Origin of the sequence: Streptomyces spinoverrucosus (assembly GCF_015712165.1) — a bacterium.
GTDB lineage: Bacteria > Actinomycetota > Actinomycetes > Streptomycetales > Streptomycetaceae > Streptomyces > Streptomyces spinoverrucosus_A.
Map to the genome: position 1 here is coordinate 3,689,457 of NZ_JADPZX010000001.1, position 21,944 is coordinate 3,711,400.

Sequence of the window (21,944 nt, forward strand, 5' to 3'; positions counted from 1 at the left end):
GCTCGACAAGGCCTACGGCGTGCTGGGGCTCGGGGTGCCGCTGTCGCTGGGCGGCGGCGTCGGGCTGCCCGGGTCGGAGGGGTTCGAGGCGGTGGGCGTGGGCTCGGGGTCGGGCGGCGGCGTGGTCGGGTCGGTCGGCGTGGGATCGGGCGGGGCGGGGGTCGTGGGCGTCGGGTCTGGGTCGGACGGGGTCGGATGGCCGGGGTCGCCCGGGGTGCTCGGCCGGGGGTCCGGGGCGGGGCCGGGGTCGGACGGGGTGGGGGCGCTGCCGTACCCCTGGATGGAGACGATCGCGCCGGCGGGTGAGATCGCCACCCGTGCGCTCCAGTAACCGGACGGCTCGCGCAGCTGGTCGACGTACACCTTGATCGTCAACGTCTCGCCGGGGTGGAGGGTTCCCGAGGACTGGCTCAGGTAGAGCCAGGAGGCGGCCGTGCTCGCGGACCAGCGGACGGGGGCGGAGCCGGACGCGGTGAGGGTGATGAGGGTGGTGTCGCCGGTGTTGTCCGCCGCCACCCGGAGCCGGCCCGCGCCCTTCTGACCGGCGCCGGCGACGCTGATGACCTCCACCGACACGTCCGGCTTGTTGCCCCTGGAGAAGCGGCTGCCGGGGCTGGTGCTGGCGTTGCCGGCGTTCTCGTAGCCGCCGCCCGCCGCCTCGCCGTCGAGGGCGCCGGGGCCGTCGTCGCGGCTGGCGGTGGCGCCGCGCCCGCCCGCGCCCTCACCGGTGATCGGCGCGCCCCGGTAGGCGGACCACAGTGCGAGCACCGGGGCGGCCACCACGGTGGCGACGACGGTCGTGGTGACGGCACGCGCGCGTAGGCGGTCTCTGCGGGCGGCGCGGTCCTTGGGGTCCATCGGAAATCCGCGCCGGTCGAAGCGGGGAGCGGTGCCCCGCGCGCGCGGGTGGTGCGCCATGGCCATGTGCAGGGCCGCACGGGGCGCCTCCAGCACGGGCAGCTGGGCGGGGGTCGGACCGGCGCCGGGCCAGCGGCCGGGGAGCGCGCGCTCGGCGGTGCGGCGGCAGCGGGGGCAGTCGTCGACGTGCCGGACCAGTTCCCGGCGCAGGGCGGTGCTGAGGACCAGCTGGTGGTCGCCGGTGAGGCGGGCGACGCTCGGACAGGCGCCGGTCTCGACGACGGCGAGGGCCGCGCGGGTGCGTTCGACCTCGCAGGCGGCGGAGGCGAGCAGGTCGCGGGCGGCGGCCAGGTCCGTGCCGAGGACGGCGGCGACCTCGTGGGCGGCCAGGTGGTGGCGCACGGCCAGTTCGAGCGCCTCGCGCTGCTCGGGAGTGGTGCCGGCGGCCTCTGGCCAGGCGAGCAGGGCGAGTTCGCGGCGGCGCTGCTCGTGCGCCTCGTCGGAGACGGGGGGCGCGGCGGACCGCGCGCCACGTTTTCGTTCGGTGCCGGGGCGACCCGCCGCGTGCGTGGCCTGACGTTTCTGCTTGGCCTCGGCCAGCTTGCACAGGCACGCCCAGCGGGCCAGCGCGTACAGCCAGGCCCGGCGGTCACCGGCGGCCTCCGGGGCGCGCTGGCCGCGGCGCTCGGCGAGCGCGAGGACCTCGCCCAGGGCGGCGGTGGCCGCGTCGTGGTCGCACAGCACGGACAGGCAGTACGTGAACAGACCGTCCAGATACGGCTCGTAGCGCGCGGGCGGCCGCTGCACCAATGTGCGGGCCGCAGCGCGGTCACGCGCATCGCGGCGCGCACGATGGGCGCCGGTGGTGCGGGTCGTGGTGTCCGGGCTGCTGCTCATCACCCGGCGACCGTAGGCGGCGGGGAGTGGTGGCTTCTGCCCCGTTGAGTACTTTTAATCCGTACGGGTGAAACGATCCCTCATAAGGGGACAGGACCCCTGTATTCCGGGGCTCGTTCGTGACGGGGTGGCCGGTTCGGGGCGCGTACGGGCGCGCGGCCGGGCGCGAAGGGGAGTTCAGCGCCGGTCGGCGCAGGTAGCTCATCGGCGGCCCGGCGCCCGGCTGTCAGTGCCGGCGGCTACGGTTTCGTCCATGGCTGCCCGTACGAAGACCACCAAGGACCGGCCGTCCTACCGCTGCACCGAGTGCGGCTGGCAGACGGCCAAATGGCTCGGTCGATGCCCCGAGTGCCAGGCATGGGGGACGATCGAGGAGTACGGCGCGCCCGCGGTGCGGACCACGGCGCCGGGGCGCGTCACGACGTCCGCGCTGCCCATCGGGCAGGTCGACGGACGGCAGGCGACCGCCCGTTCGACCGGCGTGCCCGAGCTGGACCGGGTGCTCGGCGGCGGCCTGGTCCCCGGCGCGGTGGTGCTGGTCGCGGGCGAGCCCGGCGTCGGCAAGTCGACGCTGCTGCTGGATGTGGCGGCCAAGTCGGCGAGCGACGAGCACCGCACCCTCTATGTGACCGGCGAGGAGTCGGCGAGCCAGGTCCGGCTGCGCGCCGACCGCATCGGCGCCATCGACGACCACCTCTATCTCGCCGCCGAGACCGATCTGGCCGCCGTCCTCGGCCACTTGGACGCGGTGAAGCCGTCACTGCTGATCATGGACTCGGTACAGACGGTCGCCTCCCCGGAGATCGACGGCGCGCCCGGCGGCATGGCGCAGGTCCGCGAGGTGGCCGGCGCCCTGATCCGCGCCTCGAAGGAGCGCGGCATGTCCACGCTCCTGGTCGGCCATGTCACCAAGGACGGCGCGATCGCGGGCCCCCGCCTCCTGGAGCACCTCGTCGACGTCGTCCTGCACTTCGAGGGCGACCGGCACGCGCGCCTGCGCCTCGTACGAGGCGTCAAGAACCGGTACGGCACGACGGACGAGGTCGGCTGCTTCGAGCTGCACGACGAGGGCATCATGGGCCTTGCGGACCCGAGCGGACTTTTCCTGACCCGTCGTGACGAACCGGTCCCTGGCACCTGCCTGACCGTCACCCTGGAGGGCCGCCGCCCCCTGGTGGCCGAGGTCCAGGCGCTCACGGTCGACTCCCAGATCCCCTCCCCTCGCCGCACGACGTCCGGGCTGGAGACCTCCCGCGTCTCGATGATGCTGGCGGTGCTGGAGCAGCGCGGCCGGATCAGCGCCCTGGGCAAGCGGGACATCTACTCGGCGACGGTCGGCGGCGTGCGGCTGTCCGAACCGGCCGCCGATCTCGCCGTCGCCCTTGCCCTGGCCTCCGCCGCCAGCGACACCCCGCTGCCGAAGAACCTCGTCGCGATCGGCGAGGTCGGCCTCGCGGGCGAGGTCAGACGGGTCACCGGCGTGCAGCGCAGGCTCGCGGAGGCGCACCGGCTGGGCTTCACGCACGCCCTCGTACCGGGCGACCCGGGCAAGATCCCGGCCGGCATGAAGGTCCTGGAAGTCGCGGACATAGGGGACGCCCTGAGGGTGCTGCCCCGCTCCCGTCGCCGAGAGGCCCCCCGGGACGAGGAGGACCGCCGGTAGACTTTGCCCTGGTCTCGCCCGTCCGTACGAACCGAGTGCGGATCCGGGAGCGCCCCAGAACCTGCGACCGGAGGAGTGCAGTGGCAGCCAACGACCGGGCAGCAGCTCCCGGAAAGTCCGGTGGGAGTGCCGGTTCCGATGGCCTGATGCGCGCCTCGCTGAGCGCCGTGGCACCCGGCACGCCCCTGCGCGACGGCCTGGAGCGGGTCCTGCGCGGCAACACCGGCGGCCTGATCGTGCTCGGCTCCGACAAGACCGTCGAGGCCATGTGCACGGGTGGTTTCGTCCTGGATGTCGAGTTCACGGCGACCCGGCTGCGGGAGCTGTGCAAGCTCGACGGCGGCATCGTGCTCTCCTCCGACCTGTCGAAGATCCTCCGGGCGGGCGTCCAACTGGTCCCCGACCCCACGATCCCGACCGAGGAGACCGGCACCCGGCACCGCACGGCCGACCGGGTCAGCAAGCAGGTCGGTTTCCCGGTGGTCTCGGTCTCCCAGTCCATGCGGCTGATCGCCCTCTACGTCGACGGCCAGCGCCGCGTCCTGGAGGACTCGGCGGCGATCCTCTCCCGCGCCAACCAGGCCCTCGCGACCCTGGAGCGCTACAAGCTCCGCCTGGACGAGGTCGCGGGCACGCTGTCCGCGCTGGAGATCGAGGACCTGGTGACGGTCCGGGACGTCTCGGCGGTGGCGCAGCGGCTGGAGATGGTGCGCCGGATCGCGACCGAAATCGCCGAGTACGTGGTGGAGCTGGGCACCGACGGGCGGCTGCTCGCGCTCCAGCTGGACGAGTTGATCGCGGGCGTGGAGCCCGAGCGCGAGCTGGTCGTCCGGGACTACGTCCCCGAACCCACCGCAAAGCGTTCGCGCACGGTGGACGAGGCACTGTCCGAGCTGGACGCGCTCAGCCACGCCGAACTGCTCGAACTGGCCACGGTGGCCCGGGCGCTCGGCTACACCGGCTCCCCCGAGGCGCTCGACTCGGCGGTCTCGCCACGCGGCTTCCGGCTGCTGGCCAAGGTGCCCCGGCTGCCGGGCGCCATCATCGACCGCCTGGTGGAGCACTTCGGCGGCCTGCAGAAGCTCCTCGCCGCGAGCGTCGACGACCTCCAGACGGTGGACGGCGTGGGCGAGGCCCGCGCACGCAGCGTACGGGAGGGCCTGTCACGCCTGGCGGAGTCGTCGATCCTGGAGCGGTACGTCTAGTACGGGACGGCTGGGCAGCGCCGTCGGGGGCGCGGGGCTGTATCAATGTGCGGCTCCGCCGCGTGGGCGCGACCAGCCACGACGAGCCCACACCCGGCGATGACGACCAGCCACCGCGGACCCGAACCTGGCGGAGCCTAGTCGGCATCCAGCACAAACGACGTCCGCAACGTCCCGAACCCCGCCGACTTCCCCTCCAACAGATACGTCCCCGCCCCGGCCACCCCCGCCGGAGGCGTCCCGCACTTCGGGGCGCTCGGCTTCCGGTCCCACTCCACGGTGTACGTGACGCTGCTCCCCGCCGGCACCCGGTACAGCAAGCTCCCGGCACCCTTGGGGCAGTCCGCCGACGACCAGTACGTGTCGTCGCCGGCCGCCTGAGTGACCGTCAGCACCGCGCTCTTCGGCCCGAGGTCGACCTTGCAGTCACTGCCGGAGGTGTTCTTCGCGGTCAGCCGGAACGCGGGCGTCTCGTCGGGCGAGTACGCGTTGCGCACGCTGCGCAGAGTCAACGTCACCGCGTTGGCGGTGCAGTTGGGCAGTGAGGACCCGGCCGGCAGCGTGTCGCCCGTACCGACACCACCGCCGGAGGCACCCGCGGCCGTACCGCCGGAAGCGGCTCCGCCCGAGGCGTCGGACCCACCGGCGTCACCCGAACCCGCACCGGAGCTGTCACCCGTACCGTCGCCGGATCCGTCCCCCGAACCGTCCCCGCTACCGGTCCCACCGGTGCCCTCGTCGCCCGACTCGTCGCGCCCGCCCGGCGCTTCGGTGATCGCGGGACCGGAACCGGACGGCCCCGGTGTGATCGAGGGCGCGGGATTCTTGCCGTCGGAGCCGTTCGCGCCGTTGCCGCTCCGGCCGCCGCCACCCGACGTCACGATCCAGGTGATCAGCAGGGCCAGCAGGGCGACCACAGACAGCATGACCACCCTCCGTCGCCAGTAGATGGAGGAGGGAAGCGGCCCGACCGGATTGCGCAGAGATCCCACGGCGCAAACTGTACGAGAGATCGGTGCCTTCACTGGCCCCACCCGCCGCCTGGAGCCACAACTTTTCCGGATCATCATCCCGGAAACGTCCTGCGGACGTACGACAGTTGGGTGCGCCGGGCACAGTGGCGGGCCCGCGCGACCGCGAACCGCACACCGTTGGCCATGGCCCGCCGCCCCGCGAAACGCTTCGCAGCAGCACGGTCGATCCGCACCGACGTGGCAGGATCGGAACTGCCATGACTGCTCCCACGAAGCCCCCGCAGACCAGCCCCGCCGAGGCCCTCACTGGCTCCCCACGCGGAGAGACCCCCGGAGAGACCCGTGGAGAGATCCGCGGCGAGATCCGCGGAGAACACCTCCACTCCCCCGTCATCGCCTGGTTCGACGAGCACGCGCGCGACCTGCCCTGGCGGCGGCCGGAGGCCGGCGCGTGGGGCGTGATGGTCAGCGAGTTCATGCTCCAGCAGACCCCGGTCAACCGCGTGCTGCCCGTCTACGAGCAGTGGCTGGCCCGCTGGCCGCGCCCGGCCGACCTCGCCAAGGAGGCCCCCGGCGAGGCCGTCCGCGCCTGGGGCCGGCTCGGCTACCCGCGCCGCGCCCTGCGCCTGCACGGCGCCGCCGTCGCCATAACGGAACGGCACAGCGGCGACGTACCGACCGACCACGCCCAGCTCCTCGCGCTGCCCGGCATCGGGGAGTACACGGCGGCGGCCGTGGCGTCGTTCGCGTACGGGCAGCGGCATGCCGTGCTCGACACCAACGTCCGCCGGGTGTTCGCCCGCGCGGTCGCCGGCACGCAGTACCCGCCGAACGCGACGACGGCCGCCGAGCGCAGGCTGGCGCGGGCCCTGCTACCGGAGGACGAGGGGATCGCCGCCCGCTGGGCCGCCGCCTCGATGGAGCTGGGCGCGCTGGTGTGCACGGCCAAGAACGAGGGCTGCCAGCGCTGCCCGATCGCCGCGCAGTGCGCGTGGCGGCTGGCGGGCAAGCCGGAGCACGAGGGTCCGCCGCGGCGCGGCCAGACGTACGCCGGTACGGACCGCCAGGTGCGCGGCAAGCTGCTCGCCGTACTGCGCGAGGCCCACGCACCCGTTCCGCAGGCGCTCCTCGACCGGGTGTGGCACGAGCCGGTCCAGCGCGCCCGGGCCCTGGACGGTCTGGTCGCCGACGGTCTGGTGGAGCCGCTGCCGGGCGGGCTGTACCGGCTGCCGCTGAGCTGACGCACAGCCGCGTCGCAGTCGGGGCCACGGCCGCGTCACAGCCCGGCGCACAGCCGCGTCACAGTCCGGCGCACAGTCACGTCACAGCGCAGGGCACCCTCCCGGCACCCAAATCACCCCATACCCACCCCATCTGAGCTGCGCCTTTAACCGTTTCCTACTTCCGTTACACAACCGACGGACAGCCGAGCGTTCACCGCAGGCTGCTTCGGACAGCCCCGTGACAACGCCTCCGTAGCTTCATTTCTGTGCCCGACAGGGGGGCGCAGGTGCAGAAAACGGGGATGGAGGCGGTTGATCATGGAGCAGCGCGAGGCGGGCGAGGTGCTCGGGTTCGAGGAGTACGTCCGCACCCGGCAGGACGCGCTGTTGCGCAGTGCCCGCCGGCTGGTCCCGGACCCGGTCGACGCCCAGGACCTGCTCCAGACGGCACTGGCCCGGACGTACGGCCGCTGGGACGGCATAGCCGACAAGCGGCTCGCGGACGCCTATCTGCGCCGGGTCATGATCAACACGCGGACCGAGTGGTGGCGGGCCCGCAAGCTGGAGGAGGTGCCCACCGAGCAGCTCCCGGAGGCGTGCGTGGACGACTCCTCGGAGCAGCACGCGGACCGCGCCCTGCTGATGGACGTCATGAAGGTGCTGGCCCCCAAGCAGCGCAGCGTGGTGGTGCTGCGACACTGGGAGCAGATGTCCACGGAGGAGACGGCCGCCGCCCTCGGCATGTCGGCCGGAACGGTCAAGAGCACGCTGCACCGGGCGCTCGCCCGGCTCCGGGAGGAGCTGGAGGCCCGCGACCTGGACGCACGCGCGCTGGAGCGTGAGGAGCGGGAGCGTTGCGCGGCCTGACCGGCAGGGCCGGTGTCGACACCGGCCCCGGGCCCAGCCCGGCCCGAGGCACCTTGCAGGCGGTGATCACGGCGGTGGCCGTGCTCACCGCCCTCAGCCTTTTACTGTCCGCCTGCGCCACGGGCGGCACCGGTGCCCGGGACGAGGGTCCGGCGCATGACGACGCGGTGGCTGCCTCGGCGGCGAGCCCGGCCGCCCAGGCCTCGGCGGTGCCTCCGTCCAGGACCCTGAGCAGGGGCGCGGCCGTCAAGCTGCTGCTGTCCGATCCGCATGTCTCGGCGGCCGTGAAGCGCGGCCTGAAACCGTGCGTCGCCGACGAGTACCCGGTCGACCTGTCCTACGGCGATCTGACCGGCGGGGCCGTCGAGGACGTCGTCGTCAACGTCGTGACCTGCACCGACGTCGTCGGCGTCGGCTCGTACGTGTATCGCGAGCAGGGCGGTAGCTACCAGAATGTCTTCCGGGCGGAGGAGCCCCCGGTCTACGCCGAGATAGACCGCGGTGACCTGGTGGTCACCAAGCAGGTGTACGAGAAGGGCGACCCGGTGTCGAGCCCGTCCGGCGAGAACGTGATCACGTACCGCTGGACGGAGGGCCGCTTCACCGAGAAGTACCGCACGCGCAACGACTACAGCACGGTGGTCGGGGCGGAGCCGACCGTGGCGCCCGAGAGCAACTGACCGAGTACGGGCCCGACGGACCCGGGCCCAACCGGCCCCAACCAAGCTGTCCCAGACCCAACAGACCCCAGAACCAACGGCCCCCAACGGATACGGACTGAGAGCACGGATGGCAGACCAGACCCACGTCCTGTTCGTCGAGGACGACGACGTCATCCGCGAGGCCACCCAGCTCGCCCTGGAGCGGGACGGCTTCGCGGTCACCGCCATGCCCGACGGCCTGTCGGGGCTGGAGGCGTTCCGGGCGAACCGGCCGGACATCGCCCTGCTGGACGTCATGGTGCCGGGCCTCGACGGGGTCAGCCTGTGCCGCCGTATCCGCGACGAGTCGACCGTTCCGGTGATCATGCTGTCGGCACGGGCCGACTCGATCGACGTGGTCCTCGGCCTGGAGGCGGGCGCCGACGACTACGTGACCAAGCCGTTCGACGGTGCCGTGCTGGTCGCCCGGATCCGGGCGGTGCTGCGCCGGTTCGGGCACGCGAGCGGCGGCGCGGCGGGCCGGCCGGAGGAGGCGGACTCCGCTACGGGCGGCGGGGTGCTGACCTTCGGGGACCTGGAGGTCGACACGGAGGGCATGGAGGTGCGCAAGGCAGGCCGGCCGGTGGCACTCACGCCGACCGAGATGCGGCTGCTGCTGGAGTTCTCCTCCGCGCCCGGCACGGTGCTGTCCCGGGACAAGCTGCTGGAGCGCGTGTGGGACTACGGCTGGGGCGGGGACACCCGTGTGGTCGATGTCCATGTGCAGCGGCTGCGTACGAAGATCGGTCAGGACCGGATCGAGACGGTCCGCGGCTTCGGCTACAAGCTGAAGCCCTGAGGGCGGGGCGGGACACGTCGATGCGGGGGATCACCCGGCGCCTGGTCGGGGCGCGCGTGCGGCGCACGGGCATCCGTACGGGACTCAGATGGAAGCTCAGCGCGGCGATCACGCTGGTCGGTGCGCTGGTCGCGATCGTGCTCAGCCTGGTCGTGCACAACGCCGCCCGGGTCTCGATGCTGGACAACGCGCGCGACCTCGCCGACGAGCGGGTGCAGATCGCCCAGCGCAACTACGAGCTGTCCGGGCGGCCCAACTTCCCCGACATCAAGATCGACGACCCGGACCTTCCGTCCGCGCTGCGGGCGAAGGTCGAGGCCGGGCGCCGGGCGACGTATGTGACCGACAAGCCGGGTGGCGGGCCGGACATCTGGGCGGCGGTGCCGCTCAAGGACGGGCATGTGCTGTCCCTGCACACCGGGTTCACCGACCGCAGCACGGACATCCTCAAGGACCTCGACCAGGCCCTCGTCATCGGCTCCATCGCGGTGGTCCTCGGCGGCAGTGCGCTCGGTGTGCTCATCGGGGGCCAGCTGTCGCGCCGGCTGCGCAAGGCGGCCTCCGCCGCGCACCAGGTCGCCAAGGGTGAGCCGGACGTGCGGGTGCGCGAGGCCATCGGCGGGGTCGTCCGGGACGAGACCGACGACCTGGCACGGGCCGTGGACGCGATGGCGGACACGCTGCAGCAGCGGCTGGAGGCGGAACGCCGGGTCACCGCCGACATCGCGCACGAGCTGCGCACCCCGGTGACCGGGCTGCTGACCGCCGCCGAGCTGCTGCCGCCGGGCCGCCCGACCGAGCTGGTGCTGGACCGGGCGAAGGCCATGCGCACGCTCGTCGAGGACGTGCTGGAGGTGGCCCGCCTCGACGGGGCCTCCGAGCGGGCCGAGCTGCAGGACATCATGCTGGGCGAGTTCGTCGCCCGGCGGGTGGCGGCGAAGGACGCCGAGATCGGCGTACAGGTGGTGCACGAGTCGGAGGTGACGACCGACCCGCGCCGGCTGGAGCGCGTGCTGTTCAACCTGCTCGCCAACGCCGCCCGGCACGGCAGGCCGCCCATAGAGGTCATCGTCGAGGGCCGGGTCATCCGCGTCCGCGATCACGGGCCGGGGTTTCCCGAGGACCTGCTGGCGGAGGGCCCGAGCCGGTTCCGCACCGGCAGCAAGGACCGCGCCGGTGTCGGCCACGGCCTGGGCCTGACCATCGCGGCCGGCCAGGCGAGGGTGCTGGGCGCCCGCCTGACCTTCCGCAACGTCCGCCCCCCGGGCGCCGCCGACCACATACCGGCCGAGGGCGCCGTCGCCGTCCTGTGGCTGCCGGAACACGCGCCGACGAACACGGGGAGTTATCCGATGCTGGCCGACTAGGGCCGGACCCCGGGGGGTGGCTCAGCAGCCGAAGTCCTTCGAGAAGTCCAGCTCCTCGCTGCGCTGGGTCAGCGAGTACCAGTTGCCGTTGTCGTCCCGGAAGATCGCCTCGACGCCGTACGGCCGCTCCTGCGGCTCCTGGAGGAACTCCACCCCGCGCGCCCGGAACGTCTCGTAGTCACCCCGGCAGTCGTCCGTCCGGAACGCGCCCGCGCCGATGACACCCTTGCTGACCAGCTTCTTCAGCGCCTCGGAGGACTCGGCGTCGAGGCCGGGCCCGTCCAGGCTCATCAGGGCCAGCTCCACGTCCGGCTGCTCCTTGGCACCGACGGTGACCCACCGCATGTCGCCCATGGGGACCTCGCTGCGCACCTCGAACCCGAGCTTCTCGGTGAAGAAGGCCTTGGTGCGCTGCTGGTCGAAGGTCCATACGGTGCTGATGCCCAGGCCGGTGATCATGGCTCTGCTCTCCTGCTTGTCGGTAACGGCTTGTGTTCGCCACCGTAGGCAGGGCACGGCTCAGGGCGCTTCTCCAGAATTGCGGTCCTGGTCGGCGGGCGTGCGGCGCGGGAAGCCGCCGGCCCAGAGCATCGCGTAGCAGCCGGGTATCAGGGCGGCGCCGCTGCCGACGTGCTTGGTCCGGTACTCGCTCGGGGTCAGCCCGGTGCGCGTCTTGAAGCGGGTCGAGAAGGTGCCGAGGCTGCTGAAGCCGACCAGGTGGCAGATCTCCGTGACGGTGAGGTCGGCGGCGCGCAGCAGTTCCTCGGCCCGCTCGATCCGGCGGTGGGTGAGGTACTGGCCGGGTGTCTCGCCGTATGCCTCCTTGAAGGCACGGACGAAGTGGTACCGCGAGTACCCGGCGTGCGCGGCGACCGCGTCCAGGTCGAGTGCGGGGTCGGCCCAGTCGCGGTCCATCGCGTCCTTCGCCAGCCGCAGCTGGCGCATCTTGTCCATGAGCCGATGGTGACACGCGGCACTGACATCAACGCCGACGCCGATGCCAAGCACCGGCCCGACGCCAGACGCCCCCACTCAGTCGATCACCGGCCCGATGTCAGACGGCCTCGCCCAGCCGATGACCCACCCGGCGTCACACGGCCCGCCCAGCCAATGACCCGCCCGGCACCACACGGCCCGCCCAGGCGATCACCCGCCCGGCACCACACGGCCCGCCCAGCCAATGACCCGCCCGGCACCACACGGCCTCGCCCAGCCGATCATCCACCCGATGTCAGACGGCCTCGCCCAGCCGATCATCCACCCGATGTCAGACGACCTCGCCCAGCCGATCATCCACCCGATGTCAGACGACCTCGCCCAGCCAATGACCCACCCGGCGTCAAACAGCCTCGCCCAGCCAATGACCCACCCGGCATCCCGCCGTCACACCGCCTCGCTCACCGGAGCCGCGGTCGCCCCCGCCTCCTCCGTCTTCGGGCCCGCCCCCTTCAGCGGCACCTCCTTCACGAACACCGCCGCGACCAGCGCCGGCACGGCCACCGCCGCGCCCAGCAGAAACGCCCCGTGCGTCCCCGCGGACACCGCGTGCTGGTAGGCCTCCCGGACCGCCGCCGGCAACTGGGCCAGGCCCGCGGCGTCCAGCTGGGCGGACTGTTCGGTCACCTTCGAGCCCAGCGCGCCGGCCCGCTCGGCCATGACGTCCTGGACCCGGTGGTTGAAGAGCGCGCCCATGATCGCGACGCCGAAGGAGGAGCCGAGGGTGCGGAAGAGGGTGGTGGAGGAGGACGCGACGCCCATGTCCTTCATCTCCACGCTGTTCTGCGCGACCAGCATGGTGATCTGCATCAGGCAGCCCATGCCGAGCCCGACCACGGCCATGTACACACCGGACGTCAGCCGCGAGGTCTCCGTGTCCATCAGGGACAGCAGATACAGCCCGACGACCAGCAGCGCACCGCCCAGCACCGGGAACGCCTTGTACCGCCCGGTCTGCGTGGTCACCCGCCCGGCCACCATCGACGTGACGAGCATCGCGCCCAGCATCGGCAGGAGCAGCAGCCCGGAGTTGGTCGCGGACGCGCCCTGCACCGACTGCTGGTACAGCGGCAGGAACAGGGTCGCGCCGAACATCACGAAGCCGACGATGAATCCGATCACGGACATCAGTGTGAAGTTCCGGCTGCGGAAGATGTGCAGCGGCAGGATCGGCTCGGCGGCACGGGCCTGCCAGAACACGAACCCGACCAGCGCGGCGACACCGATACCGATCAGCTCCATGATCACCGCGGACGTCCAGGCGTACTCCGTGCCGCCCCAGGTGGTGACGAGCACGATCGCGGTGATGCCGACGGTCAGCAGCGCGGCGCCCAGGTAGTCGATCCGGGCCTCGGACCGCTTCTTCGGCAGGTGCAGTACGGCGCTGATGGCGACCAGCGCGACCGCGCCGAGCGGCAGGTTGATGTAGAAGGTCCAGCGCCAGCCCCAGTGGTCGGTGATGGTGCCGCCGACCAGCGGTCCGCCGATCATCGCCAGCGCCATGACGCCGGCCATCATGCCCTGGTACTTGCCGCGCTCCCGGGGCGGTATCAGGTCACCGATGATCGCCATCACGCCGACCATCAGCCCGCCGGCGCCGAGTCCCTGCACGGCCCGGAAGGCGATCAGCTGGCCCATGTCCTGGGCCATGCCGCTGAGCACGGATCCGATCAGGAAGAGCACGATCGAGCTCAGGAAGACGCCCTTGCGCCCGTACAGGTCGCCGAGCTTGCCCCAGATCGGGGTGGAGGCCGCGGTCGCAAGGGTGTACGACGTCACCACCCACGACAGGTGTTCCAGACCGCCCAGCTCGCCGACGATCGTCGGCATCGCCGTACCGATGATCATGTTGTCGAGCATCGCGAGCATCATCGCGATCATCAGGGCGAGCAGGACGACCCGCACGCTCTTCGGTTGCTTCCCCTCTTGCACCGCTCCCCCAACTTACTTGCCGCCCGGCTAGCTACCGCGCGAACGTAGCTCGCAAACTAGCCGGGCGTCAAGTAAGTTTCACTTTGCCAGGGAGTTGCCAGGAAGCACGAGGACGGGCGGCACGATGGACGGCACCAAGCAGCGGCGACGCGGCGACACCCGCCAGCGCATCCAGGACGTGGCCCTGGACCTCTTCGCCGAGCAGGGCTACGAGAAGACGTCCCTGCGCGAGATCGCCGAACGCCTGAACGTCACCAAGGCGGCGCTCTACTACCACTTCAAGACCAAGGAAGAGATCCTGGTCAGCATCTTCGACGACGTGATGCGGCCGATCGACGAACTCATCGAGTGGGGCGCCCGCCGGCCGCACACCCTGGAGACGAAGCAGCAGATCGTACGGCGCTACAGCGAACACCTGGCCGCCGCCGGGCCGTTGTTCCGCTTCATGCACGAGAACCAGGCGACGGTACGCGAGTTGCGCATCGGCGAGCTGTTCAAGGAGCGCATGAAGGGCCTGCGCCACATCATCATCGACCGGGACGCCACCCTGGCCGACCAGGTCCGGTGCGTGAGCGCCATCTTCACGCTGCACGCCGGGATGGTGTTCGTGATGCAGGAACTCGAAGGCGACCCCGAGGACAAGCGCGAAGCCATCCTCGAGGTCGCCGTCGACATGGTGACGCAGGCACACAAAGGTGTGGCCTAGGTCACAGGCAGTCAGAGATTGACGCCCTTGGTCCGCAGGAAGGCGACCGGGTCGATCGCGGTGCCGTAGTTGGGCGTGGTGCGGATCTCGAAGTGCAGGTGCGGACCGCTGGAGTTGCCGGTGTTGCCGGACAGGGCGATGCGCTGGCCGGTCGCGACGACCTGGCCGACCCGCACGTCGACGCGGGACAGGTGGGCGTACTGCGAGTAGGTCCCGTTGCCGTGCTTGATGACGACGGCGTTGCCGTACGCGGGGCCGTCACCGGCGCCGTTGCCGCCGGCCTTGACGACCGTACCGCCGTGCGCGGCCACGACCTTGGTGCCGCTGGCCACGGCGAAGTCCTGACCGCTGTGGGTGGACTGCCACATACCGCCGGCCTGGGCGTAGCTGGCGCTGAGCCGGTAGCCCTTCACCGGGCTGATCCAGGAGGCGGCCTTCTTTGCGGCGGCCGACTTGGCCGCGACCTTGGCGTTCTGGGCGGTGGCGACCTGGGCCGCCTTGGCCTGAGCCGCGGCCTGCGCCTCGACGGCGTGCGCGACACCGGTGGCGGCGGTCGTGGCAGTGGCCGTGGTGCTGCCGGCGGCGGCCGCGACCCCGGTCCCCAGCACGGCCGTGGCGCCGAGACCGGCAGCCAGCACGGCCGCGCGGGTGCGGAGCTGGGACGTACGGGAAGAACGGGACGTGACACGCGTGAACATGCGGAACCTCATGGGACGGAGACGGCGGATCCACCCGGCGTGTAAGGCACCTGCCGGACGGCCATCCCTTGGTACCCGGCCGACCCATTAAGCCCAAAACGTGTGACCTACGACGGAAATTAGTAGTTCACCCCATAATGCAGGGACTCTTGACAGAGCTCCCATCCCGGATGAATCCACCTAACTTGGCGAATCCGACACCTGAGTTACGGGGTAAAAGTCCGCTTTGCCCGAATAGGCGTTTCCACTATTCCGGGTAGTAAGGGACAAATCGCCTGTGCGGCATATCACCGGCGGGCAAGATCCAACCACCCCGGAATGTGACCGGCGCTACTCTGCTGATTCCTGCCAACAAGGCTCTGGGGGAGGCCGGGTGGAACCGTCGGTCATCGGCGTACGGCTGGCGTCGGCCGTCGTCGCGCCGCTCGTGAAGAAGCTGTTCGTGACCGAGGGCGCGGGCGCCGGGCTGGTGGACCGGCCGGTGCGGATCTCGTCGTACGTCTCGTTCCGGGGCGAGAAACGGCAGCTCGACCGCAAGGACCTGGCGCGGCTCGCCACCGAACTGGTGCGGCAGGCGCTGAAGGGCGCCGGGGAGCGCCCCCTGCTGTCAGACGAGGAAGAGGCCGTGGCGCACGCCCTCTCCGACACCCTGTACGCCCTCGGCGAGCTGGACATGACCGACGTACAGGCGGTGGAGCTGGGCCACGAGGCACTGGCCGTACGTCTGCGCGCGGCGAGCGGCAAGCCGGACCGCGACCTCTCCCTAGACGCGGCCCTGTTCTACTTCCGGACGCTCACCACCGCCTGCCTGCACATCCTGCACTTCTTCACCCAGCGGTCCACCTTCGTCGCCCGCACCCTGGTCGAACAGTCCCGGCGCCAGCGTGAGCTGATCGACAAGGTCGACGCCCTGCTCGCCCGCACCGCACCGGCGTCCGACTCCGCCTTCGAACAGCGCTATATGACGTACGTCACCACCAAGCACGGCCACCTCACCATCTACGGCATCGACCTGGTCAACTCCCCCGACCGCTGGCCCCTCGACGCCGCCTACCTCAGCCTCCAGGCCCTGCACCCGGCCGCCGACGGCGAGTCTGCCGATCCGGACGGCCCGGGCATCGCCTCCGCCGCCACCGCGCTCCCCGCCGAACAGGCCTTCGCCGAGCACGACCGGGTGCTGCTGCGCGGGTGGCCGGCTCCGGCAAGACCACGCTCGTACAGTGGCTCGCGGTGACCGCGGCCCGGGGCGAGCGCGGCGATCGCATCCCCTTCGTCCTGCCCCTGCGCACCCTGGTCCGCCGCCCCGACGGCCTCCCTGCCCCCGACGCCTTCCTGTCCGCCGTACGCGTCCCCTTCCACGCGAGCCAGCCGGACGGCTGGGCGGACCACGTGCTCAGCGCGGGCCGAGGGCTGCTCCTGGTGGACGGCATCGACGAGATCCCCGAACGCGAGCGCGAACGCACCCGGCGCTGGCTGCGTGACCTGCTGGACGTCTATCCCGGCAACCAGTGGCTGGTCACCTCCCGCCCCTCCGCCGTACGGGAGGACTGGCTCGCCCCCGACGGCTTCACGGAGCTGGCCCTCACCCCGATGAGCGGGGACGACGTCGCCGCCTTCGTCACCCGCTGGCACACGGCCGCCCGCGCCGACGCCCCCGAGGACCGCGACCGCCTCGACGCCTACGAACGCACCCTCCTCGACGCCGTCCGCACCAAGCCCGACCTCGGCCGCCTCGCCACCAACCCCCTGATGTGCGGCCTGATCTGCGCCCTGCACCGCGACCGGCGCGGCTATCTGCCGCACGGCCGCCAGGAGTTGTACGACGCCGCCCTGTCGATGCTGCTGGCGCGCCGGGACGAGGAACGGGACATGGCCGGGCCCGACGGCATCCACCTCACCGAACTCCCCCAGATCCAGCTGCTCCAGCGGCTCGCCTACTGGCTGATCCGCAACAACCAGTCGGAGATGGACCGGGAACGAGCCGAGCGCCTCGTCGCCGACGTCCTCCCCTCCCTCCCGGCCGCGGCGTCCCAGGGTGACGCCCCGTCGATCCTCCGGCACCTGCTGGTCCGCAGTGGCCTGCTGCGCGAACCCGCCCCCGACACCGTGGAGTTCGTCCACCGCACCTTCCAGGACTACCTGGGCGCGAAGGCGGCGGTGGAGGACGGGGACTTCGGGCTGCTGGTGCGGGGCGCGGCGGACGAGCAGTGGGCGGACGTGATCCGAATGGCGGTGGCCCATGCCCGCCCCCGGGAACGGGCCGATCTGCTACGGGAGTTGGTGGCATCGACGCACCAGCTGGAGGACCCGGCTCGGGCGCGGGTACGGCTGCTGGCGCTGGCGTCCCTGGAGCACGCGACCGAGCTGGACCCCGGGGTGCGGGCCGAGGTGGAGCGGCAGGCCGAGGAACTGATGCCGCCCCGGACCGCCGAGGAGGCCCGCGCCCTCGCCTCGGTCGGCCCGCTCGCGCTGGAGCTGCTGCCCGGGCCCGAGGGACTCAGCGACGAGGAGGCGCGGGCGGTCGTCATCACGGCATCGGTGGTCGGCACGGAGGCCGCCCTGCCCGTCCTCACCCGCTTCCGCTCCCACCCGTCGCTCGCGGTGCGCGCCCAACTCACCTGGACCTGGTACCGGTTCCCGACCATGCGATACGGCACGGAGGTCATCGCCCATCTGCACGAGGACGATCTCTTCTTCGCCGCCCAGTCCAGGGGACACCTGCGTTTCCTGCGCGAACTGGGGGGCCGGGAGGCACTGCAACTCGCGGGTGACATCGAACCGGACGAGATCAGCGCCGGCCTCCTGCCCCAGACGAGCGAACTGGTCATCCGCGCCAACGACCTGCTGCACGACCTGACCTGTCTGTCGGCCCTGCGGCGACTCACCTACCTGGACATCAGCAGGTGTCCGCATGTCACCGACGTGACCCCGCTGGCCCGCCTGCCCCTGTCCTGGCTCTCGCTGGAACTCCTCCCCGGCCTCGAACGGCCCGGCGCCCTGTCCGGGCTCACCGGTTCACAGACCCTGGACCAACTCGACCTCGGCATCGCGCTGGAGGCCGAGTCCCTCGACGAGGCACTGCCCCGCAACCTCCCCCTGCGCTACCTGCGCTTCACGAAGAGCGCCCTGGGGAACACCGGCCTGCGCGGACTGCACCGGTTCGGTTCCCTACGACAGCTCAGCCTGGCGCAGCTGACCTCTCCACTCACCCCGGAGGACCACGAGGAGATCGCCCGGCTCCCCCGACTGCGCGAACTGCGCATCAACTGGGGGGCCGTCGGCTGGCACGGCCCGCCCCTGCCCGGCGTCACCGGCCTGCGCCTGAACAACTTCCAGGGCACCGAGGACCTTTCGCAGATCCCGGCCCTGTTCCCGGACCTGCGCTCGGTCACGGTCGTCCTGGCACCCGAGGTCCCCGAAATCCCGGAAGAGGCCCTCGCCCAGCTCCCGGTCCCGCCCGTGATCAAGAGGACACGCGTCCTGGTGTGACGCACACCTCTGGCCACCTACCGTCCAGTAACCCTACGGTTCCTCTCGCGCCACCCTCACGCACGAACATGCACACGACATGACGGCCCCCGTGCGTAACCCGTACGGACGTGAAGGGACCCCCCAGATGACAAGACGCAGCCCCTGGGCGAGCCGCACCGCCGCAACCACCATCGCCGCGGCCGCCCTCGTGGCCATCGCCGCCCCCGCCGAGGCAGCGACCAGCACCGCCACGACCACCGCAGCCGCCACCGCCGCCGCGGACGTCGACTACGCCACCTGGCAGAAGGACTGCCAGGCCGTGATGGACCAGGCGCTGCCGTACGTGAAGCAGCGGATCGCCCAGGCCGAGCCGGGCGAGAAGCAGGCGATCGTCTTCGACATCGACAACACCACGCTGGAGACCGACTTCGGCTTCAGCTACCCGCAGCCGGCCAACAAGCCGGTCCTGGAGGTAGCCGAGTACGCCCAGGAGCGCGGCGTCGACATCTTCTTCGTCACCGCCCGCCCGGGCATCATCTACGCGCCCACCGAGTACAACCTGGAGAAGGTCGGCTACGAGGTCGACGGCCTCTACGTGCGCGGCTTCTTCGACCTCTTCAAGAACGTCGCCGCCTACAAGACGGCCCAGCGCGTGAACATCGAGTCCAAGGGCTACACGATCATCGCCAACATCGGCAACAACACCACCGACCTGTCGGGCGGCCACGCCGAGAAGGCGTACAAGCTGCCTGACTACGACGGGCAGTTGTCCTGAGCCGATACGCAAAAGGGGTTGCCCCGGGACCAGGTCCCGGGGCAACCCCTTTGTTCAGGCCGAGCGCAGCGGCTACGCGTCCTTGCTCAGGTTCGGACCCGCTCCGCCGGCCGCCTGCTCGATCGGCGGGACGTCCGGCAGGGCCGACTTCTCCTCACCGCGGAAGGTGAAGGTCTTGGTCTCGCCCTCGCCCTCCGTGTCCACGACCACGATGTGACCGGGGCGCAGCTCACCGAAGAGGATCTTCTCCGACAGGGAGTCCTCGATCTCGCGCTGGATGGTGCGGCGCAGCGGCCGGGCGCCCAGCACGGGGTCGTAGCCCTTCTGGGCCAGCAGCTCCTTGGCGGACTGGGAGAGCTCGATGCCCATGTCCCGGTCCTTCAGGCGCTCGTCCACCTTGCTGATCATCAGGTCGACGATCCGCAGGATGTCGGCCTGGGTCAGCTGCGGGAAGACCACCACGTCGTCGACGCGGTTGAGGAACTCGGGCCGGAAGTGCTGCTTGAGCTCGTCCGAGACCTTGTTCTTCATGCGCTCGTAGTTGGACTTCGTGTCACCCGCGGCGGCGAAGCCGAGGTTGAAGCCCTTGGAGATGTCCCGGGTGCCGAGGTTGGTCGTCATGATGATGACCGTGTTCTTGAAGTCCACGACCCGGCCCTGGGAGTCGGTCAGTCGACCGTCCTCCAGGATCTGCAGCAGCGAGTTGAAGATGTCCGGGTGGGCCTTCTCGACCTCGTCGAAGAGGACGACCGAGAACGGCTTGCGGCGCACCTTCTCCGTCAGCTGGCCGCCCTCCTCGTAGCCCACGTATCCGGGGGGCGAACCGAAGAGACGCGACACCGTGTGCTTCTCGCTGAACTCCGACATGTCGAGGGAGATCAGCGCGTCCTCGTCGCCGAAGAGGAACTCGGCGAGCGCCTTGGACAGCTCCGTCTTACCGACACCGGACGGGCCGGCGAAGATGAACGAACCACCGGGACGCTTCGGGTCCTTCAGACCGGCGCGCGTACGACGGATCGCCTTCGACAGCGCCTTGACGGCGTCGTTCTGACCGATGACCCGCTTGTGGAGCTCGTCCTCCATGCGGAGCAGGCGGCTGGACTCCTCCTCGGTCAGCTTGAAGACCGGGATGCCGGTGGCCGTGGCGAGGACCTCGGCGATCAGCTCGCCGTCGACCTCGGCGACGACGTCCATGTCGCCGGCCTTCCACTCCTTCTCCCGCTTGGTCTTCGCGGCCAGGAGCTGCTTCTCCTTGTCGCGCAGGGAGGCGGCCTTCTCGAAGTCCTGCGAGTCGATCGCGGACTCCTTGTCCCGGCGGACGGCGGCGATCTTCTCGTCGAACTCGCGCAGGTCCGGCGGAGCGGTCATCCGGCGGATGCGCATCCGGGAACCGGCCTCGTCGATCAGGTCGATCGCCTTGTCCGGCAGGAAGCGGTCCGAGATGTACCGGTCGGCCAGGGTGGCGGCCTGGACCAGCGCCTCGTCCGTGATGGAGACCCGGTGGTGGGCCTCGTAACGGTCGCGCAGACCCTTGAGGATCTCGATCGTGTGCGGCAGCGACGGCTCCGCGACCTGGATCGGCTGGAAGCGGCGCTCCAGGGCCGCGTCCTTCTCCAGGTGCTTGCGGTACTCGTCCAGCGTGGTCGCACCGATGGTCTGCAGCTCACCGCGGGCCAGCATCGGCTTCAGGATGGAAGCCGCGTCGATGGCGCCCTCGGCGGCACCCGCACCGACCAGCGTGTGCAGCTCGTCGATGAACAGGATGATGTCGCCGCGGGTGCGGATCTCCTTGAGCACCTTCTTCAGGCGCTCCTCGAAGTCACCGCGGTAGCGGGAGCCGGCGACCAGCGCGCCGAGGTCCAGGGTGTAGAGGTGCTTGTCCTTGAGGGTCTCGGGCACCTCGCCCTTGACGATGGCCTGGGCGAGGCCCTCGACGACGGCGGTCTTGCCGACGCCGGGCTCACCGATCAGGACCGGGTTGTTCTTGGTACGGCGGGACAGCACCTGCATGACCCGCTCGATCTCCTTCTCGCGCCCGATGACCGGGTCGAGCTTGGACTCACGAGCGGCCTGGGTGAGGTTCCGGCCGAACTGGTCGAGGACCAGGGACGTCGAGGGGGTGCCCTCGGCAGGCCCGCCGGCGGTGGCGGTCTCCTTGCCCTGGTAACCGGAGAGCAGCTGGATCACCTGCTGCCGCACCCGGTTCAGATCTGCGCCCAGCTTGACCAGGACCTGGGCGGCGACGCCCTCGCCCTCACGGATCAGGCCGAGCAGGATGTGCTCCGTGCCGATGTAGTTGTGGCCCAGCTGAAGGGCCTCGCGGAGCGACAGCTCCAGGACCTTCTTGGCACGGGGGGTGAAGGGGATGTGCCCGGACGGGGCCTGCTGGCCCTGCCCGATGATCTCCTCCACCTGCTGGCGGACCGCCTCGAGCGAAATCCCGAGGCTCTCAAGGGCCTTGGCGGCGACACCCTCACCCTCATGGATCAGGCCCAGGAGGATGTGCTCGGTGCCGATGTAGTTGTGGTTGAGCATCCGGGCTTCTTCCTGAGCCAGGACGACAACCCGCCGCGCGCGGTCGGTGAACCTCTCGAACATCGTTAATCGCTCCTCAGAGCGGTCAGGCAGTAAGGGGAACTTCCCCTCCCTGTCCTTCCGCAGCTTAGTCCCGCAAGCGGGGACCGCTCATTCCAACTGCCGACACCGTCGATGGCCTCCTGACCCGTGACGCCGACATCTGCTCCAACCCGATGGTGCGAGACGATGTTCCCGCAGGCCAGGCAGTTACCCCCACCATCAGTACGCCGATGGC

At 71.0% G+C, this 21,944-nt stretch carries 16 protein-coding genes and 1 pseudogene; 10 read left to right on the top strand and 7 right to left on the bottom strand.

Annotation, left to right across the window (positions count from 1 at the left end):
* Positions 1-12: 12 nt before the first annotated feature.
* Complete coding sequence (locus I2W78_RS16545) at positions 13-1,758, bottom strand: BACON domain-containing protein (RefSeq protein WP_196460729.1); 1,746 nt, start codon at positions 1,756-1,758, stop codon at positions 13-15.
* Between the two features lie 250 nt (positions 1,759-2,008).
* Between I2W78_RS16545 and radA the strand changes: the two genes are divergently transcribed.
* The gene (radA, locus tag I2W78_RS16550) at positions 2,009-3,418 is read left to right on the top strand and encodes a DNA repair protein RadA (protein WP_196460731.1); all 1,410 of its coding nucleotides are present in this window, start codon (positions 2,009-2,011) and stop codon (positions 3,416-3,418) included.
* A gap of 80 nt (positions 3,419-3,498) precedes the next feature.
* The gene (gene disA, locus I2W78_RS16555; RefSeq protein ID WP_196460733.1) at positions 3,499-4,623 is read left to right on the top strand and encodes a DNA integrity scanning diadenylate cyclase DisA; all 1,125 of its coding nucleotides are present in this window, start codon (positions 3,499-3,501) and stop codon (positions 4,621-4,623) included.
* Between the two features lie 137 nt (positions 4,624-4,760).
* On the opposite strand, the gene I2W78_RS16560 is transcribed toward disA, so the two are convergent.
* On the bottom strand, positions 4,761-5,615 hold the full coding sequence (locus I2W78_RS16560; protein ID WP_196460735.1) for a hypothetical protein: 855 nt from the start codon (positions 5,613-5,615) through the stop codon (positions 4,761-4,763).
* 239 nt (positions 5,616-5,854) lie between these two features.
* Here I2W78_RS16560 and I2W78_RS16565 point away from each other — a divergent pair, with 239 nt between their 5' ends.
* From I2W78_RS16565 to cseC, 5 genes are all read left to right on the top strand, one after another.
* A complete protein-coding gene (locus tag I2W78_RS16565) occupies positions 5,855-6,838 on the top strand; it encodes an A/G-specific adenine glycosylase (protein ID WP_196460737.1) in 984 nt (327 codons plus the stop codon).
* A gap of 300 nt (positions 6,839-7,138) precedes the next feature.
* A complete protein-coding gene (locus I2W78_RS16570) occupies positions 7,139-7,687 on the top strand; it encodes a SigE family RNA polymerase sigma factor (protein ID WP_196460739.1) in 549 nt (182 codons plus the stop codon).
* On the top strand, positions 7,675-8,367 hold the full coding sequence (locus I2W78_RS16575; protein WP_230885474.1) for a hypothetical protein: 693 nt from the start codon (positions 7,675-7,677) through the stop codon (positions 8,365-8,367). Before I2W78_RS16570 ends, I2W78_RS16575 begins: the two co-directional genes overlap by 13 nt.
* Before the next feature lie 109 nt (positions 8,368-8,476).
* Positions 8,477-9,187, top strand: coding sequence for a two-component system response regulator CseB (gene cseB, locus I2W78_RS16580; RefSeq protein WP_196460741.1), 711 nt, complete (start codon positions 8,477-8,479; stop codon positions 9,185-9,187).
* Positions 9,188-9,207: 20 nt separating this feature from the next.
* Positions 9,208-10,554 (top strand): two-component system sensor histidine kinase CseC, encoded by a 1,347-nt coding sequence (gene cseC, locus I2W78_RS16585; RefSeq protein WP_196460743.1) that lies wholly within the window; start codon positions 9,208-9,210, stop codon positions 10,552-10,554.
* Positions 10,555-10,575: 21 nt separating this feature from the next.
* Here the strand turns inward: cseC and I2W78_RS16590 are convergent, their stop codons facing one another.
* The 3 genes from I2W78_RS16590 to I2W78_RS16600 form a co-directional block, all read right to left on the bottom strand.
* Complete coding sequence (locus I2W78_RS16590) at positions 10,576-11,013, bottom strand: VOC family protein (protein WP_196460745.1); 438 nt, start codon at positions 11,011-11,013, stop codon at positions 10,576-10,578.
* Between the two features lie 60 nt (positions 11,014-11,073).
* Complete coding sequence (locus tag I2W78_RS16595) at positions 11,074-11,508, bottom strand: helix-turn-helix transcriptional regulator (protein ID WP_230885475.1); 435 nt, start codon at positions 11,506-11,508, stop codon at positions 11,074-11,076.
* A gap of 429 nt (positions 11,509-11,937) precedes the next feature.
* On the bottom strand, positions 11,938-13,482 hold the full coding sequence (locus I2W78_RS16600) for an MDR family MFS transporter (protein ID WP_196460747.1): 1,545 nt from the start codon (positions 13,480-13,482) through the stop codon (positions 11,938-11,940).
* A 124-nt stretch (positions 13,483-13,606) separates the two neighbouring features.
* On the opposite strand from I2W78_RS16600, the gene I2W78_RS16605 reads away from it, so the two are divergent.
* Entirely contained in the window at positions 13,607-14,188 is a 582-nt protein-coding gene (locus I2W78_RS16605; RefSeq protein WP_196460749.1) for a TetR/AcrR family transcriptional regulator, read from the top strand.
* Positions 14,189-14,199: 11 nt separating this feature from the next.
* Here I2W78_RS16605 and I2W78_RS16610 read toward each other — a convergent pair whose 3' ends face one another.
* A complete protein-coding gene (locus I2W78_RS16610; protein ID WP_196460751.1) occupies positions 14,200-14,886 on the bottom strand; it encodes a M23 family metallopeptidase in 687 nt (228 codons plus the stop codon).
* Between the two features lie 373 nt (positions 14,887-15,259).
* On the opposite strand from I2W78_RS16610, the pseudogene I2W78_RS41150 reads away from it, so the two are divergent.
* Both I2W78_RS41150 and I2W78_RS16620 read left to right on the top strand, forming a co-directional pair.
* A pseudogene (locus I2W78_RS41150) lies at positions 15,260-18,375 on the top strand (NACHT domain-containing protein).
* 127 nt (positions 18,376-18,502) lie between these two features.
* Entirely contained in the window at positions 18,503-19,132 is a 630-nt protein-coding gene (locus I2W78_RS16620) for an HAD family acid phosphatase (RefSeq protein WP_196460753.1), read from the top strand.
* A 72-nt stretch (positions 19,133-19,204) separates the two neighbouring features.
* Here the strand turns inward: I2W78_RS16620 and I2W78_RS16625 are convergent, their stop codons facing one another.
* A complete protein-coding gene (locus I2W78_RS16625; RefSeq protein ID WP_196460755.1) occupies positions 19,205-21,730 on the bottom strand; it encodes an ATP-dependent Clp protease ATP-binding subunit in 2,526 nt (841 codons plus the stop codon).
* Positions 21,731-21,944: the final 214 nt, after the last annotated feature.